The organism is Janthinobacterium kochi (assembly GCF_051380715.1).
In the GTDB taxonomy this organism is placed as follows: Bacteria; Pseudomonadota; Gammaproteobacteria; order Burkholderiales; family Burkholderiaceae_D; genus Janthinobacterium.
The window spans coordinates 191,338-203,981 of sequence record NZ_JBNYXO010000008.1 but is presented as its reverse complement, the minus strand read 5'-3'; the positions used below and the strand labels follow the sequence as shown (position 1 = coordinate 203,981).

12 protein-coding genes are annotated in these 12,644 nt (G+C 61.3%); 9 read left to right on the top strand and 3 right to left on the bottom strand.

The genetic code is table 11. The annotated features are described in order from the left end of the window. Positions 1-10: 10 nt before the first annotated feature. From ACQ4WL_RS18540 to ACQ4WL_RS18500, 9 genes are all read left to right on the top strand, one after another. Positions 11-1,006: a glycosyltransferase gene (locus ACQ4WL_RS18540; protein ID WP_436511052.1), complete on the top strand. Its 996-nt coding sequence runs from the start codon at positions 11-13 to the stop codon at positions 1,004-1,006. Then, positions 1,006-1,923 carry a formyltransferase gene (locus ACQ4WL_RS18535; RefSeq protein WP_436511051.1) on the top strand — a complete coding sequence of 306 codons (918 nt, stop codon included), beginning with the start codon at positions 1,006-1,008 and terminating at the stop codon, positions 1,921-1,923. Before ACQ4WL_RS18540 ends, ACQ4WL_RS18535 begins: the two co-directional genes overlap by 1 nt. Before the next feature lie 21 nt (positions 1,924-1,944). Beyond that, a complete protein-coding gene (locus ACQ4WL_RS18530; protein ID WP_436511050.1) occupies positions 1,945-2,997 on the top strand; it encodes a bifunctional UDP-4-keto-pentose/UDP-xylose synthase in 1,053 nt (350 codons plus the stop codon). Continuing rightward, positions 2,997-3,956 (top strand): polysaccharide deacetylase family protein, encoded by a 960-nt coding sequence (locus tag ACQ4WL_RS18525; RefSeq protein WP_436511049.1) that lies wholly within the window; start codon positions 2,997-2,999, stop codon positions 3,954-3,956. The genes ACQ4WL_RS18530 and ACQ4WL_RS18525 overlap by 1 nt, the downstream gene beginning before the upstream one ends. A gap of 75 nt (positions 3,957-4,031) precedes the next feature. Continuing rightward, positions 4,032-4,502, top strand: coding sequence for a peroxiredoxin (locus ACQ4WL_RS18520; protein WP_353660553.1), 471 nt, complete (start codon positions 4,032-4,034; stop codon positions 4,500-4,502). Positions 4,503-4,791: 289 nt separating this feature from the next. Further along, a complete protein-coding gene (locus tag ACQ4WL_RS18515; protein ID WP_436511048.1) occupies positions 4,792-6,597 on the top strand; it encodes a PhoH family protein in 1,806 nt (601 codons plus the stop codon). Between the two features lie 137 nt (positions 6,598-6,734). Next, positions 6,735-7,409 (top strand): site-2 protease family protein, encoded by a 675-nt coding sequence (locus tag ACQ4WL_RS18510; protein WP_436511047.1) that lies wholly within the window; start codon positions 6,735-6,737, stop codon positions 7,407-7,409. A gap of 350 nt (positions 7,410-7,759) precedes the next feature. Beyond that, positions 7,760-8,701: a bestrophin family protein gene (locus ACQ4WL_RS18505; RefSeq protein WP_436511046.1), complete on the top strand. Its 942-nt coding sequence runs from the start codon at positions 7,760-7,762 to the stop codon at positions 8,699-8,701. 83 nt (positions 8,702-8,784) lie between these two features. Continuing rightward, positions 8,785-8,985, top strand: a complete 201-nt coding sequence (locus ACQ4WL_RS18500) for a heavy-metal-associated domain-containing protein (protein WP_436503436.1) — start codon at positions 8,785-8,787, stop codon at positions 8,983-8,985. 50 nt (positions 8,986-9,035) lie between these two features. On the opposite strand, the gene ACQ4WL_RS18495 is transcribed toward ACQ4WL_RS18500, so the two are convergent. The 3 genes from ACQ4WL_RS18495 to ACQ4WL_RS18485 are packed head-to-tail and all read right to left on the bottom strand — an operon-like array spanning position 9,036 to position 12,623. Beyond that, complete coding sequence (locus tag ACQ4WL_RS18495; protein ID WP_436511045.1) at positions 9,036-9,758, bottom strand: glutathione S-transferase; 723 nt, start codon at positions 9,756-9,758, stop codon at positions 9,036-9,038. Positions 9,759-9,778: 20 nt separating this feature from the next. Then, on the bottom strand, positions 9,779-10,198 hold the full coding sequence (gene cueR / locus ACQ4WL_RS18490) for a Cu(I)-responsive transcriptional regulator (protein ID WP_436511044.1): 420 nt from the start codon (positions 10,196-10,198) through the stop codon (positions 9,779-9,781). A gap of 1 nt (position 10,199) precedes the next feature. Further along, on the bottom strand, positions 10,200-12,623 hold the full coding sequence (locus tag ACQ4WL_RS18485; RefSeq protein ID WP_436511043.1) for a heavy metal translocating P-type ATPase: 2,424 nt from the start codon (positions 12,621-12,623) through the stop codon (positions 10,200-10,202). Positions 12,624-12,644 lie beyond the last annotated feature (21 nt).

Below are 12,644 nucleotides of genomic sequence, written 5' to 3'. Positions count from 1 at the left end.
CAGCGCGCCGATGAAACCTGAACTGTCCATTATCATTCCGATCTATAACGAACAGGATGGCCTGGCCAGCCTGTTCGCCCGCCTGTATCCTGCCCTCGATGCCCTGCAGACGAGCTACGAGATCATCTTCGTCAACGATGGCAGCCGCGACAATTCGGTGGCCATCCTGGCGGAACAGTTCCGCCAGCGCCCCGACGTCACGCGCGTGGTCTTGTTCAACGGCAATTATGGCCAGCACATGGCCATCCTGGCCGGCTTTGAAGCTTCGCGCGGGCAAATCATGGTCACGCTCGACGCCGACCTGCAGAACCCGCCCGAAGAAATCGGCAACCTGGTGGCAAAGATGCGCGAAGGCTACGATTACGTGGGTTCGATCCGGCGCAAGCGGCAAGATTCGGCCTGGCGCACGCTGGCCTCGAAAATGATGAACCGCCTGCGCGAAAAGATCACGAATATCAAAATCACCGACCAGGGCAACATGCTGCGCGCCTATGGCCGCAATGTGATCGACCTGGTCAACCAGTGCGCCGAAGTCAACACCTTCGTGCCTGCCCTGGCCTACACGTTCTCCCGCAAGCCCACGGAAATAACCGTCGAGCACGAGGAACGCTCGGCCGGCGAGTCGAAATATTCGCTGTACAGCCTGATCCGCCTCAATTTCGACCTGGTCACGGGCTTTTCGCTGATTCCCCTGCAAATCTTTTCGATGCTGGGCATGCTGCTGTCATTCAGTTCCGCCGTACTGGTGATCTACCTGCTGGCGCGCCGCTTCCTGTTCGGCGCCGAGGCGCAAGGCGTGTTCACCCTGTTCGCCATCGCCTTCTTCCTGATGGGCGTGATCCTGTTCGGCATCGGCCTGGTGGGCGAATACGTGGGACGCATCTTCCAGCAAGTGCGGGCCCGTCCCCGCTACGTGGTGCAAACCATCTTGCAGGACGGCATGGTCCAGGCGGAAGCCGAGGCGACATCGTACGTGCGCCTGGAGAAGCGCCAGGTGGGCCGCTGATGGGCGCCCCGCGCGCCGTCGTCTTCGGCTACCACAATGTCGGTGTGCGCTGCATCAAGGTGCTGCTGGCCGGTGGCGTCGATATCGCCCTGGTCGTCACGCACGAAGACAGCCCCACGGAAAACCTGTGGTTCGAATCGGTCGCCAGCCTGTGCCAGGCTGAAGGCATCCCCTGCATCACGCCCGGCGACGCGCACGCGCCGGAACTGCTGGCGCAAGTGCAAGCCGCGCGGCCGGACATGCTGTTCAGCTTTTACTACCGGCACATGTTGCCCGCTAGCATCTTGGAAGTCGCGCCCGCCTACAATATGCACGGCTCGCTGCTGCCGCAGTTCCGTGGACGCGCGCCCGTCAACTGGGCTGTGCTGCATGGCGCCACGGAGACCGGCGCCACCCTGCATGAAATGACGGTCAAGCCCGACGCCGGCGCCATCGTGGCGCAAACGGCCGTGCCCATCCTGCCCGACGACACGGCCTTTGAAGTCTTCGGCAAGGTCACCGTGGCGGCGGAACAAACCCTGTGGGGCGTGCTGCCAGCCTTGCTGGACGGCACGGCGCCACGCCATTTGAACGATTTGCGCCAGGGCGGCTACTTTGGCGGCCGCAAGCCGGAAGATGGCCGCATCGACTGGAAGTTACCTGCGCAACAGGTATACAACCTGCACCGCGCCGTCGCGCCGCCCTATCCCGGCGCCTTCACCGAAGTCAATAATGTCATTTACACCATCGAACAAGCCCGTTTGAGCAAGCATTCGGCAGGAAGTTTGCCACCGGGCTTGGCGGTAGTGGATAATTGCATCTTTGGCGTCTGCGGAGACGGCCGCATGCTGGCCATTTCCGCGCTGAGGGCTGCCGGGGAGCCGATTTCGGCTCAGCAATTGCAAGCAAGTCTGACCACCCGCGTCAGCACACACTGATATCACTCAAGAGAATCTCACATGAAAAAAGTCCTCATCTTAGGCGTCAACGGCTTCATCGGCCACCACCTGTCCAAGCGCATCCTGGAAACCACCGACTGGCATGTCTACGGCATGGACATGAACACGGACCGCATCACGGAATTGCTGGAAGATGACAACTACAAGTCGCGCATGCACTTCTTTGAAGGCGACATCACGATCAACAAGGAATGGGTCGAGTACCACGTCAAGAAATGCGACGTGATCCTGCCGCTGGTGGCCATCGCCACGCCGTCGACCTATGTCAAGCAGCCGCTACGCGTGTTCGAACTGGACTTCGAAGCCAACCTGCCCATCGTGCGCTCGGCCGCCAAGTACGGCAAGCACCTGGTCTTCCCGTCGACCTCGGAAGTGTATGGCATGTGCCATGACGAGGAATTCGATCCGGAAAACTCGGAACTGATCTGCGGCCCGATCAACAAGCCGCGCTGGATCTATTCGAACGCCAAGCAGCTGATGGACCGCGTGATCTGGGGCTACGGCATGGAAGGCTTGAACTTCACCCTGTTCCGTCCCTTCAACTGGATCGGCGCCGGCCTGGACTCGATCCACACGCCAAAAGAAGGTTCCTCGCGGGTGGTGACGCAATTCTTCGGCCATATCGTGCGCGGCGAAAACATCTCGCTGGTCGACGGCGGCGCGCAAAAACGCGCGTTCACCTACATCGACGACGGCATCGATGCGCTGATGCGCATCATCGCCAACAAGAATGGCATCGCCAGTGGCAAGATCTACAACATTGGCAATCCGACCAATAACTACTCGATCCGCGACCTGGCCGGCATGATGCTGACCCTGGCCACCGAGTATCCGGAATACGCCGAAGGCGCGAAACACGTGAAAATCGTGGAAACGACCTCGGGCGCCTACTACGGTGCCGGCTACCAGGACGTGCAAAACCGCGTGCCGAAAATCACGAATACCTGCGAAGAACTGGGCTGGGCGCCAAGCACCACCATGGCCGATTCCCTGCGCAATATTTTCGACGCCTACCGCAGCCAGGTAGCCCAAGCCAAAGCCTTGATGGATTAATGTTGAGCAAGCCGTTCCTGACCCTAAAGATCGACGTCGATACCTATCGCGGCACCCGTGCAGGCATGGGCAATCTGGTGCGCATGCTGGCCGCGCACCAGGCCAAGGCCACCTTTCTGTTCTCGCTCGGCCCCGACCACACGGGTTGGGCCCTGCGGCGTGCCTTGCGGCCCGGCTTTTTCAGCAAGGTGTCGCGTACTTCGGTGGTCGAGCACTACGGCTTGAAAACATTGATGTATGGCACCTTGCTGCCGGGACCCGATATCGGCAAGCAATGCGCGGCGCAATTGCGCGCCGTGCGCGATGCCGGTTTCGAGTGCGGCATCCACACCTGGGATCACACCCTGTGGCAAGACAACGTGGCCAAGCGCAACGCTGCCTGGACCATCAACATGATGCGCAAGGCCGCCAAGCGCTATGAACAGGTGCTTGGCGTAGCGCCGCACACGCATGGCGCGGCGGGCTGGCAAATGAATGTCAGCGCCTTTGTCGAACACGACACAGCTGGCTACCGCTTTGCGTCCGATGGCCGCGCCATGCTCGACGCGCGCGGCGCCATGCTGGATCCGAGCAATGGCCCGCACCGCGTGCGCAATGGCAACACCATCCTGCAATGCGTGCAATTGCCCACCACCCTGCCCACCCTGGATGAGTTGCTGGGCTGCGAAATCGACGGCAAACTGATCACGACCGGCAATGTTGCCGCACATATATTGTCGCTGACGGCGGACAATCCGCGCGATCACGTGTATACCTTGCATGCGGAACTTGAAGGACAGAAACTCGCCCCCATTTTCGAACAACTGCTGGCTGGCTGGAAAGCCCAGGGCTACCAGTTTGCGGCGATGGGCGATTATTATGAAAAGATAAAAGAGTCAGACTTGCCCGTTTGCCCCATCACCTGGGATGAGTTGCCCGGGCGTTCGGGACGTCTGATTGTGCAGGGCAAAGCGGCCTGAATGCTGTATCGTTGCACCTGGATGCGTTGCCAGATAAAAAAACAGCGCTGATGATCACCGTTCAGGAGAAAACCTGTGGCTGATAGCCAATCCCTCGTTAGCATACCCGACTTTAGCGCTGCCATGACCAGCGGCAAGACCTTTCAGTTGCTGGGCCGACCGGCCAAGGCCACGGTGCTGTTTTTCTACCCGAAGGACAACACCCCCGGCTGCACCACGGAAAACATCGCCTTCCGTGACGCGTATGCGCAATTCGTTGCTGCCGGCGTGGAAATCTACGGCATCAGCCGCGATTCCCTGCGCTCGCACGAAAGCTTCAAAGCCAAGCTGGAACTGCCATTCGAGCTCATTTCCGACCCGGATGAAGCCGTATGCCTGCTGTTTAACGTCATGAAGATGAAACAGATGTACGGCAAGACGGTCCGTGGCGTCGAACGCAGCACGTTTGTGATTGACGCCCAGGGCCGATTGGTGAAAGAATGGAGAGGCGTGAAGGTCGCAACTCACGTGGAAGAAGTGCTGGAATTCGTAGCGCATCTGAATTGATCGTCCATTTTGATCCAATGCGCGTTGTCGGCTTCCAGCGAGCCTGGTTCAACCGCAGTTCAGTTCACGGTACCTATCGCCATTTTGAGTCAACGAAGCGCCTCCACCCACTCCGCCAGGCGGGCCTGCAGCCCACCGATGGCGTCCATGACCGGCCATGCTGCCGGCCTTCCGGCAGTTTCTCGTCCTGTAGCATTGTTGTTCCCCCGCATCCCCCCCATGAGAAGTGCCGCCAGAAGCTGGCTGCCCATGGGCGATTCATTCCAGAAATTTTTTGATTGAGATCCTGATGCCACTGCCAAAATTACCGAGCAAGCCAGCCACCATCCTGGCCACCCAAGATTACCCAACCGCAGGCGCAGTGCGCCCGGCGACGAAAACCCCGGCAGCCAAGAAAGTGGCTGCACCCATTATTGAAGCGGCGATCGCCGAAGTTGCCAAGCCGGTCCGCAATGCGGCCACGAAGATCAAGCAAGTGGCGGCCCTGATGGTTGCCAAGCCGGCGCCGGCGCCAGCCGTTGCCGCGCTGGCGTCCGCCCCCGCTGCCCCTGCCAAAGCCGCGCCAGCGGCAAAAGGCAAGGTCACGCCGATCAAATCCGTCAAGCAGGTCGAGCAGCCACATCCGGCCAAGCACAAGGCGGTCGAAGTGCAGCTCAAGTCGTCGGCCAGCCGCGCCGCCGACCAGCGCGGCATCAGCAAGCTGTTCGTGCTCGACACGAACGTGCTGATGCACGATCCATCGTCGCTGTTCCGCTTCGAGGAACACGATGTGTACCTGCCGATGATGACACTGGAAGAGCTGGACAACCACAAAAAGGGCATGACGGAAGTGGCGCGCAATGCACGCCAGGTCTCGCGTACCCTCGATGCGCTGATCAGCAATACGGATGACGACGCCATCGAACACGGTATCTTGCTGTCCAAGCTGGGCAACAAGGATGCCAAGGGCCGCTTGTTCTTCCAGACGCGCTTGCAAAGCGCGGACTTGCCCGCTGGTTTGCCAGTCGGCAAGGCCGACAACCAGATCCTGGCCGTCGTGCGCTCGCTGGAGTCGGAACAGGAAGGCCGCCCCGTCGTGCTGGTGTCGAAAGACATCAACATGCGCATCAAGGCGCGCGCCCTGGGCTTGCCAGCCGAAGATTACTTCAACGACCATGTGCTGGAAGACACGGACTTGCTGTACTCGGGCATCGTGCAATTGCCGGACGACTTCTGGAACAAGCACGGCAAGGACATGGAGTCGTGGCAGGAAAGCAAGAACGGCTACAGTTCCACCTTCTACCGCGTGACGGGCCCCTTCATTCCATCGCTGCTGGTCAACCAGTTCATCTATTTGGAACCGAAAAACGGCGAAACGCCGTTCTACGGCCAGGTCAAGCAGATCAACGGCAAGACGGCCGTGCTGCAAACCCTGCGCGACTTCAGCCACACGAAGAACAATGTGTGGGGCGTGACGGCACGCAACCGCGAGCAGAACTTCGCGCTGAACTTGCTGATGAATCCGGAATGCGACTTCGTCACGCTGCTGGGCCAGGCCGGTACCGGCAAGACCCTGCTGGCCCTGGCCGCCGGCCTGGCGCAAGTGCTGGAAACCAAGCTCTACAACGAAATCATCGTGACCCGCGTGACGGTGCCGGTGGGCGAAGACATCGGTTTCCTGCCAGGCACGGAAGAGGAAAAAATGTCGCCATGGATGGGTGCCTTCGACGACAATCTGGAAGTGCTGAACAAGTCCGACTCCGATGGCGGCGAATGGGGCCGTGCGGCAACGCAAGACCTGATACGCTCGCGTATCAAGATCAAGTCGCTCAACTTCATGCGCGGTCGCACGTTCGTGAACAAGTTCCTGATCATCGATGAAGCGCAAAACTTGACACCGAAACAAGTCAAGACCCTGGTCACGCGCGCCGGTCCCGGCACGAAGATCCTGTGCCTGGGCAACATCGCCCAGATCGACACGCCGTACCTGACGGAAGGCTCCAGCGGCCTGACCTACGTGGTCGACCGCTTCAAGGGCTGGACCCACAGCGGCCACGTCACCCTGGCGCGCGGCGAACGTTCGCGCCTGGCCGACCACGCCAGCGAAGTGCTGTAATTTGATCGGGCGGCGCAAGCTGCCTCAGTCATTCGAAGCCCCGGCTGCAGCGATGCAGGCGGGGCTTTTTCATGTGCGCGACTTTTCACTGCGACATGTTCTAATACCGCTCTCTTTCTTCCTGGACACTTCGCACCATGCATCCCGCCATTCAGTTGCTGCTCTGCCTTATCCTTTTCATGCTCATCCACATTTCCGTCATGGCCGTGTGCGCTCGCGCATGTGGCATCACCGTACGCAGCATCAGCTACGGCGTAGGCCCCACCTTGCTGACCTGGGGGAAAGTGCGCGCCAAACTGCTGCCGCTGGCCGGCAATGTGGCGTTAAAGGATACACGCGAGGAAACGCTGTATGACGACGACCCCTGCCTTGACAGCTACAACTTCCAGCCGTTGTGGAAGCAGGTGCTGCTGCCTCTGAGCGGCGTGGGGGTGCTGCTGGCCCTGGCGTTCGGGATACAGGGCGCACCGGGCTGGGAGCACTTTGTCGCTGCCTTCGGGCAAATCATCCACGGTGCGCTGGCACCGCTGTCGACGGCGCAGGAATTGCTGGGTGAAGGGGAAACGTTTGCCCGTACGCACGGCTTTGCACTGGTGTTCGCCCTGTTCTCATTGAAACTGTGCGCGTTTAACCTGCTGCCGTTTGCCGGCTTGAACGGGGGACAGGCACTGCTGGCCATCGCACGCGGCGGACGACCTTTTGTGGCGTGGGAAGAAGCGCTGACGAAGTGGATGCTGTTGCCGGGGCTGGCGATCTTGCTGGCGTGGGTGGCAGCGTTCGGCTGGTATATATGGCAAGCGCTGGCAACGTAAGGCGGCGCCTGCAGCTTGGCCAGTTTGACCTAGTCGACAGTTCGGGGAGAAACATGGCGAGGGGACAAGTGAAGAATAAAGCAATTGCCCTGCAACTGATGATTGCATATCACAAATGAAATATTCATTCATGAAATGAATAACACCTATCGCCACTGTGAATTGGCTGGAAACGGGTCTGCGGCCTATACTCAAGCCGTCTCCCCTACATTGTTTCCCATGCACACCCTGCTCAGCCCGCATACATCGCGGGCTTTTTGTTCCCGGCATTTGCCATTCCGTCTTTCCACCCTTACCGATCATCAGGCGCGCGTTTCCCCGCCAGCCCAACCCCCGACAGGGAGCACCGCATGATCGTGCGCGAACGTCCGTCGGCGCTACGACTGTTCCTGGTGGTGCGCGGCTCCGTCCTGCCGCGCATCCGCACCACCCTCATCGTCAACACCCTGATCGCCACCCTCGTCACCTGGTGCCACGGCACCCTGTTCGACCACAAGATCATCCTCACCACCATCCCGTTTACCCTGATTGGCTTGCCGCTGGCCATCTTCTTGGGCTTTCGCAACACGGCCGCCTATGACCGTTACTGGGAAGCGCGCAAGCTGTGGGGAGAACTGGTGTTGCGTAGCCGTAATTTCTCGCGCCAGTGCCAGACCATGATACGCAGCGATACGCCTGCCCACGCCCGGCTGGGCTTGGACGATGTACGCGTGCGCATGATCTACCGCGCCATCGCCTTTTGCCACGCCCTGCGCCACCAGTTGCGCGACACGCGCGGACCGGCCGACTTGCAGCCGCTGCTGCGCCCGGCCGAATGGGAAGCGGCCTGCAAGGCCGCGAACCCGTCCGACTACCTGATGCTGCAGATGGGCCACGACCTGGCCGACTGCGTCCAGCAGGGCCGTATCGACAGCATCCTCACCGCACAGATCGATAACACGGTCTCGGCCATGGTATCGGCGGGCGCCTCGTGCGAACGCATCCGCAGCACGCCGATTCCCTTCTCGTATTCGCTGCTGCTGCACCGCACGGCTTATCTGTACTGTTTTCTGCTGCCCTTCGGCCTGGTCGACTCGCTGGGCTTCATGACGCCCTTTGTCGTCGCCATCGTCGCCTATACCTTCTTTGGCCTCGATGCCCTGGGCGACGAAATCGAGGAACCGTTCGGCGAAGATGCCAACGACCTGCCCCTGTCGGCCATGTGCCGCGCCATCGAAATCAGCTTGCGCGAATCCGTGCAGGATGAGAACGTGCCACCGCCCATGCAAGCCGACGACTTTCTGCTGAATTGATCGGCTCGCCAGCTTTTCCCTTGACCTTACCATCGGGGGAAGGCTTACAGTGGGTGCACTTAATCATTCAAGGAGTGCTTGCCATGTATCAGTTACAAGTTGAAAACATGAGCTGCGGCCATTGCGTCGGCTCGGTCACGAAAGCGGTGCAAGGTATCGATCCACAAGCCCAGGTGCAGATCGACCTGGCCAGCAAGCGCGTCACGGTGGAGTCGCCCGCCGATCTGGGCGCCATCAGCGCCGCCATCGTGGAAGCCGGCTACCCCGTCACCAGCGCGCAGTAACAGTAGCAGCATCAACAGGGCAGCCGGCCTTCGCGCCGGCTGTTTTTTGTTTACCCATCGAGCTCGGGGTAGTGGCGGAAGATGCCTTCCTGATTGAAGGCAATCCGGCGTGTCGACTTCAGGTAGCGGGCGATGTTCGGCCGCGCCGCCACGGCGTCGTGCAGCGCAAACAAGGCGGGATACTGGGGCGCCAGGCGCGCCATGGCTTGCGGAAACGCATAGCGCAGGCCGGCCAGCATCTGGAACAGCGACAGGTCGCCATACGTGAGTTTTGCGCCCAGCAGATACTGGCCGCGGCTGTTCAGCAATACCTGCGTGAAATAATCGAGGTATTTGGGCAAACGTGTTTCGCGGAAATCCGCGCTGCGCAGCAAGGCCGCCTGTTTCTGCTCGTCATAATATTGGTTCATCGACAGCGGGTGGTGCGTGTCGTGCACTTCCGTGAGCCAGTCGGCCATCGTCAGCTGCAACTGGTTCAGCCACAGGCGGCCGCTTTCCGCGCGCGGCGCCAGGCCCAGGCGCCGGCCCAGGTACAGCAGGATATTCGTGGTCTGGCCGATCAGCACCTCGCCATCGCGCAGCACGGGCGGCGCGTAGGCGGCCTGTGGCGTGCTGTCGCCATCGAGGCAGGCCAGCACGGCGGGAACGCCTTGCCCCTTGCGTGCAGGCAAACGGGCGACATCGCGATAGTCGGCGCCCGCCTCTTCCAAGGCCAGCCGGATGAATTCTCCGCGTCCCTGTATCGTGGGCCAGTAATACAGTGCATACGCCATGCCAGCTCCTTGGATTTATATCAATGGCAACAGGCTTTCGCTTCCGTGTCACCGGCCAGCCCCAGGCTTTGCAGGATGGGACAATCGGGCTTGTCATCGCCGTGGCACGATTGCGCCAGGTGAGCCAGGGTATCGCGCATTTCCGTCAGTTCGGCGATGCGTGTATTCAGATCGGCGACGTGCGCCAAGGCGATGCCTTTCACGTCCGCACTGGCACGCTGGTCGTTTTGCCACAGCGACAGCAGTTCGCGGATTTGCTCCAGCGAAAAACCCAGCCCCCGCCCGCGCTTGATAAAACGCAAGGCGTGCAAGTCGTTCGGCGTGTAGATGCGGTAACCCGCGTCGCTGCGCGCGCTGGGTTTTAGTAAGGCAATGCTTTCGTAGTAGCGTATCATTTTTGCCGATACGCCCGTTTCACTGGCTGCCTGGCCGATATTCATCCTATGACTCCTTGGTATGCGCACTGCGGGCTTTCCACCGGCGCAGCAACAGGGCATTGCTGATCACGCTGACGGAACTGAAGGCCATCGCCGCGCCCGCCACCATGGGGTTGAGCAAGCCGAAGGCGGCCAGCGGAATGCCGATCATATTGTAGATAAAAGCCCAGAACAGATTCTGCCGTATTTTGCCGTAGGTGCGGCGCGAGATATCGATGGCGTCCGCCACCAGGGCCGGATCGCCGCGCATCAGGGTAATGCCGGCCGCGTGCATGGCCACGTCCGTGCCCGTCGACATGGCGATGCCCACGTCGGCAGCGGCCAGCGCGGGCGCATCGTTGATGCCGTCGCCCACCATGGCGACTTTCGCGCCCGCGCCTTTCAGCGCGACAATTTTAGCGGTTTTATCAGCCGGCAGCATTTTCGCCGCCACCGTGTCGATGCCCAAGAGCTTGCCGACGGCATCGGCGCTACCCTGGTTATCTCCCGTCAACATCACCGTGCGGATGCCCAGGCTGTGCAGATGGGCAATGGCCGCCTGCGCATTCGGCTTGACCTGGTCGCTGAAGGCGAACAAACCCAGCAGTTGTGTTCCCGAAGCCAGCCACGAGATCGTGTTGCCCGTATTTTCCAGAGACAAAGCCTGGGCCGCCAGCGGCGCCATGTCCACCTGCAACTCCTGCATCAGCCGTGTGCTGCCCAGTTTCAGTTCCAGGCCATCGACGTGGGCCGCCAGGCCGCGGCCCGGCAAGGCCGACAGGGCCGTGGCTGGCAAGGGTTCGATGTGGCGCGCGCTGGCCGCATCCAGCACGGCGGTGGCCAGGCTGTGCTCGCTGCCGCGCTGGATGCTGGCCGCCAGTTGCAGCAGCCGTGCGTCCTCGATGCCGTGCGCATGCAGGGCCGCCAGCGCAGGTTTGCCGATGGTCAAGGTGCCCGTCTTGTCAAACACGACGGTATTGACGGCGTGCGCCACTTCCAGCGCTTCCGCATCCTTGATCAGAATGCCGTAGCGGGCGGCCACGCCCGTGCCGGCCATGATGGCCGTCGGCGTGGCCAGGCCCAGCGCGCATGGACAGGCGATGACCAGCACGGCCACGGCATTGATGATGGCGTTCTCCAGCTCGCCGGTAGCGAACCACCAGCCCAGCATGGTCAGCAGCGCCAGCACCAGCACCACGGGCACGAAGATGGCGCTGACCTTGTCGACCAAGTGCTGGATGGGCGCCTTGGCCGCCTGCGCATCTTCCACCAGACGGATGATGCGCGACAGGGTCGTCTCGCCACCCACGGCTTGCGTGCGTACCAGCAACAAGCCATCGGCATTGATGGCGCCGCCCGTGACCTTGTCGCCCACATGCTTATCCACGGGCAAGCTTTCACCCGTGATCAGCGATTCATTGATCTGGCTGGCGCCTTCCACCACCACGCCATCGACGGCCACCCGTTCACCAGGGCGGATGAGCACCAGGTCGCCCACTTTTACCTGTGCCACAGGCAAGTCGATCTCGACGCCGTCGCGGCGCACGCGGGCCGATTCCGGACGCAGCACTTGCAGCGCGCGGATGGCCGAGGTCGTCTGGCGCTTGGCGCGGCTTTCCAGCCATTTGCCCAGCAACACCAGGGTGATGACGACAGCCGACGCCTCGAAATACAGGTGCGGCAGCATCTCACCCGCCGTCAACCATTGATAGACGGACAAGCCATACGCGGCGCTCGTTCCCAGCGCCACCAACAAGTCCATATTGCCGCTGCCGGCGCGCGCCGCTTTCCAGCCCGCCTTGTAAAATCGCGCGCCAAAGTAAAACTGCACGGGCGTGGCCAGGGCGAATTGCAGCCAGCCGGGCAGCATCAAATGGATGCCGGCCCACTCTAGCAGCATGGGCAACATCAATGGGAAAGCCAGCACGGCTGCAAAAGCCACTTTCATGCCATCACGGTTGGGCGCGGCAACAGGCGCGCTGGCCTGACTGACGGCGGGCACCGTGGCGGCATAGCCAGCCTTGTCGATGGCGGCGATCAGGGTGCCTGTCTCCAGGCCGCCCGTCACCTTGATGCGCGCGCTTTCCGTAGCCAGGTTGACGCTGGCGGCCAGCACGCCCGGCACCTTCAGCAAGGCTTTTTCCACCCTGCCCACGCACGAGGCGCAGGTCATGCCGGCAATGTTCAGGTCAATCTCGCGCTGCGCTACCGTATAGCCAGCCTTTTCCACGGCCGCCTGCAAGGTGGCCAGCGGAATTGGCGTGCTGGACGTGACCTTGGCCACTTCGGTGGCCAGGTTGACGCTGGCCTGGGTCACGCCGGGCACGGCGACCAGGGCCTTTTCCACGCGGCCCACGCACGAGGCGCAACTCATGCCTTCGATGGCCAGTGCCTGAGCATGCGCGGCGGCGAGATGAGATGCGGCGGGAGCGAGTGCACTCTGGTTCATGGCAGATCCTGTACGAAAGAT

What these genes read in the sequence shown, in the direction of transcription:
- ACQ4WL_RS18525 (WP_436511049.1), top strand. Translation starts at nt 2,997, where the DNA reads ATGTTGAGCAAGCCGTTCCTGACCCTAAAGATCGACGTCGATACCTAT.
- ACQ4WL_RS18515 (WP_436511048.1), top strand. Translation starts at nt 4,792, where the DNA reads ATGCCACTGCCAAAATTACCGAGCAAGCCAGCCACCATCCTGGCCACC.
- cueR (WP_436511044.1), bottom strand. Translation starts at nt 10,198, where the DNA reads ATGAATATCGGCCAGGCAGCCAGTGAAACGGGCGTATCGGCAAAAATG.
- ACQ4WL_RS18500 (WP_436503436.1), top strand. Translation starts at nt 8,785, where the DNA reads ATGTATCAGTTACAAGTTGAAAACATGAGCTGCGGCCATTGCGTCGGC.
- ACQ4WL_RS18485 (WP_436511043.1), bottom strand. Translation starts at nt 12,623, where the DNA reads ATGAACCAGAGTGCACTCGCTCCCGCCGCATCTCATCTCGCCGCCGCG.
- ACQ4WL_RS18540 (WP_436511052.1), top strand. Translation starts at nt 11, where the DNA reads ATGAAACCTGAACTGTCCATTATCATTCCGATCTATAACGAACAGGAT.
- ACQ4WL_RS18510 (WP_436511047.1), top strand. Translation starts at nt 6,735, where the DNA reads ATGCATCCCGCCATTCAGTTGCTGCTCTGCCTTATCCTTTTCATGCTC.
- ACQ4WL_RS18535 (WP_436511051.1), top strand. Translation starts at nt 1,006, where the DNA reads ATGGGCGCCCCGCGCGCCGTCGTCTTCGGCTACCACAATGTCGGTGTG.
- ACQ4WL_RS18495 (WP_436511045.1), bottom strand. Translation starts at nt 9,758, where the DNA reads ATGGCGTATGCACTGTATTACTGGCCCACGATACAGGGACGCGGAGAA.
- ACQ4WL_RS18505 (WP_436511046.1), top strand. Translation starts at nt 7,760, where the DNA reads ATGATCGTGCGCGAACGTCCGTCGGCGCTACGACTGTTCCTGGTGGTG.
- ACQ4WL_RS18530 (WP_436511050.1), top strand. Translation starts at nt 1,945, where the DNA reads ATGAAAAAAGTCCTCATCTTAGGCGTCAACGGCTTCATCGGCCACCAC.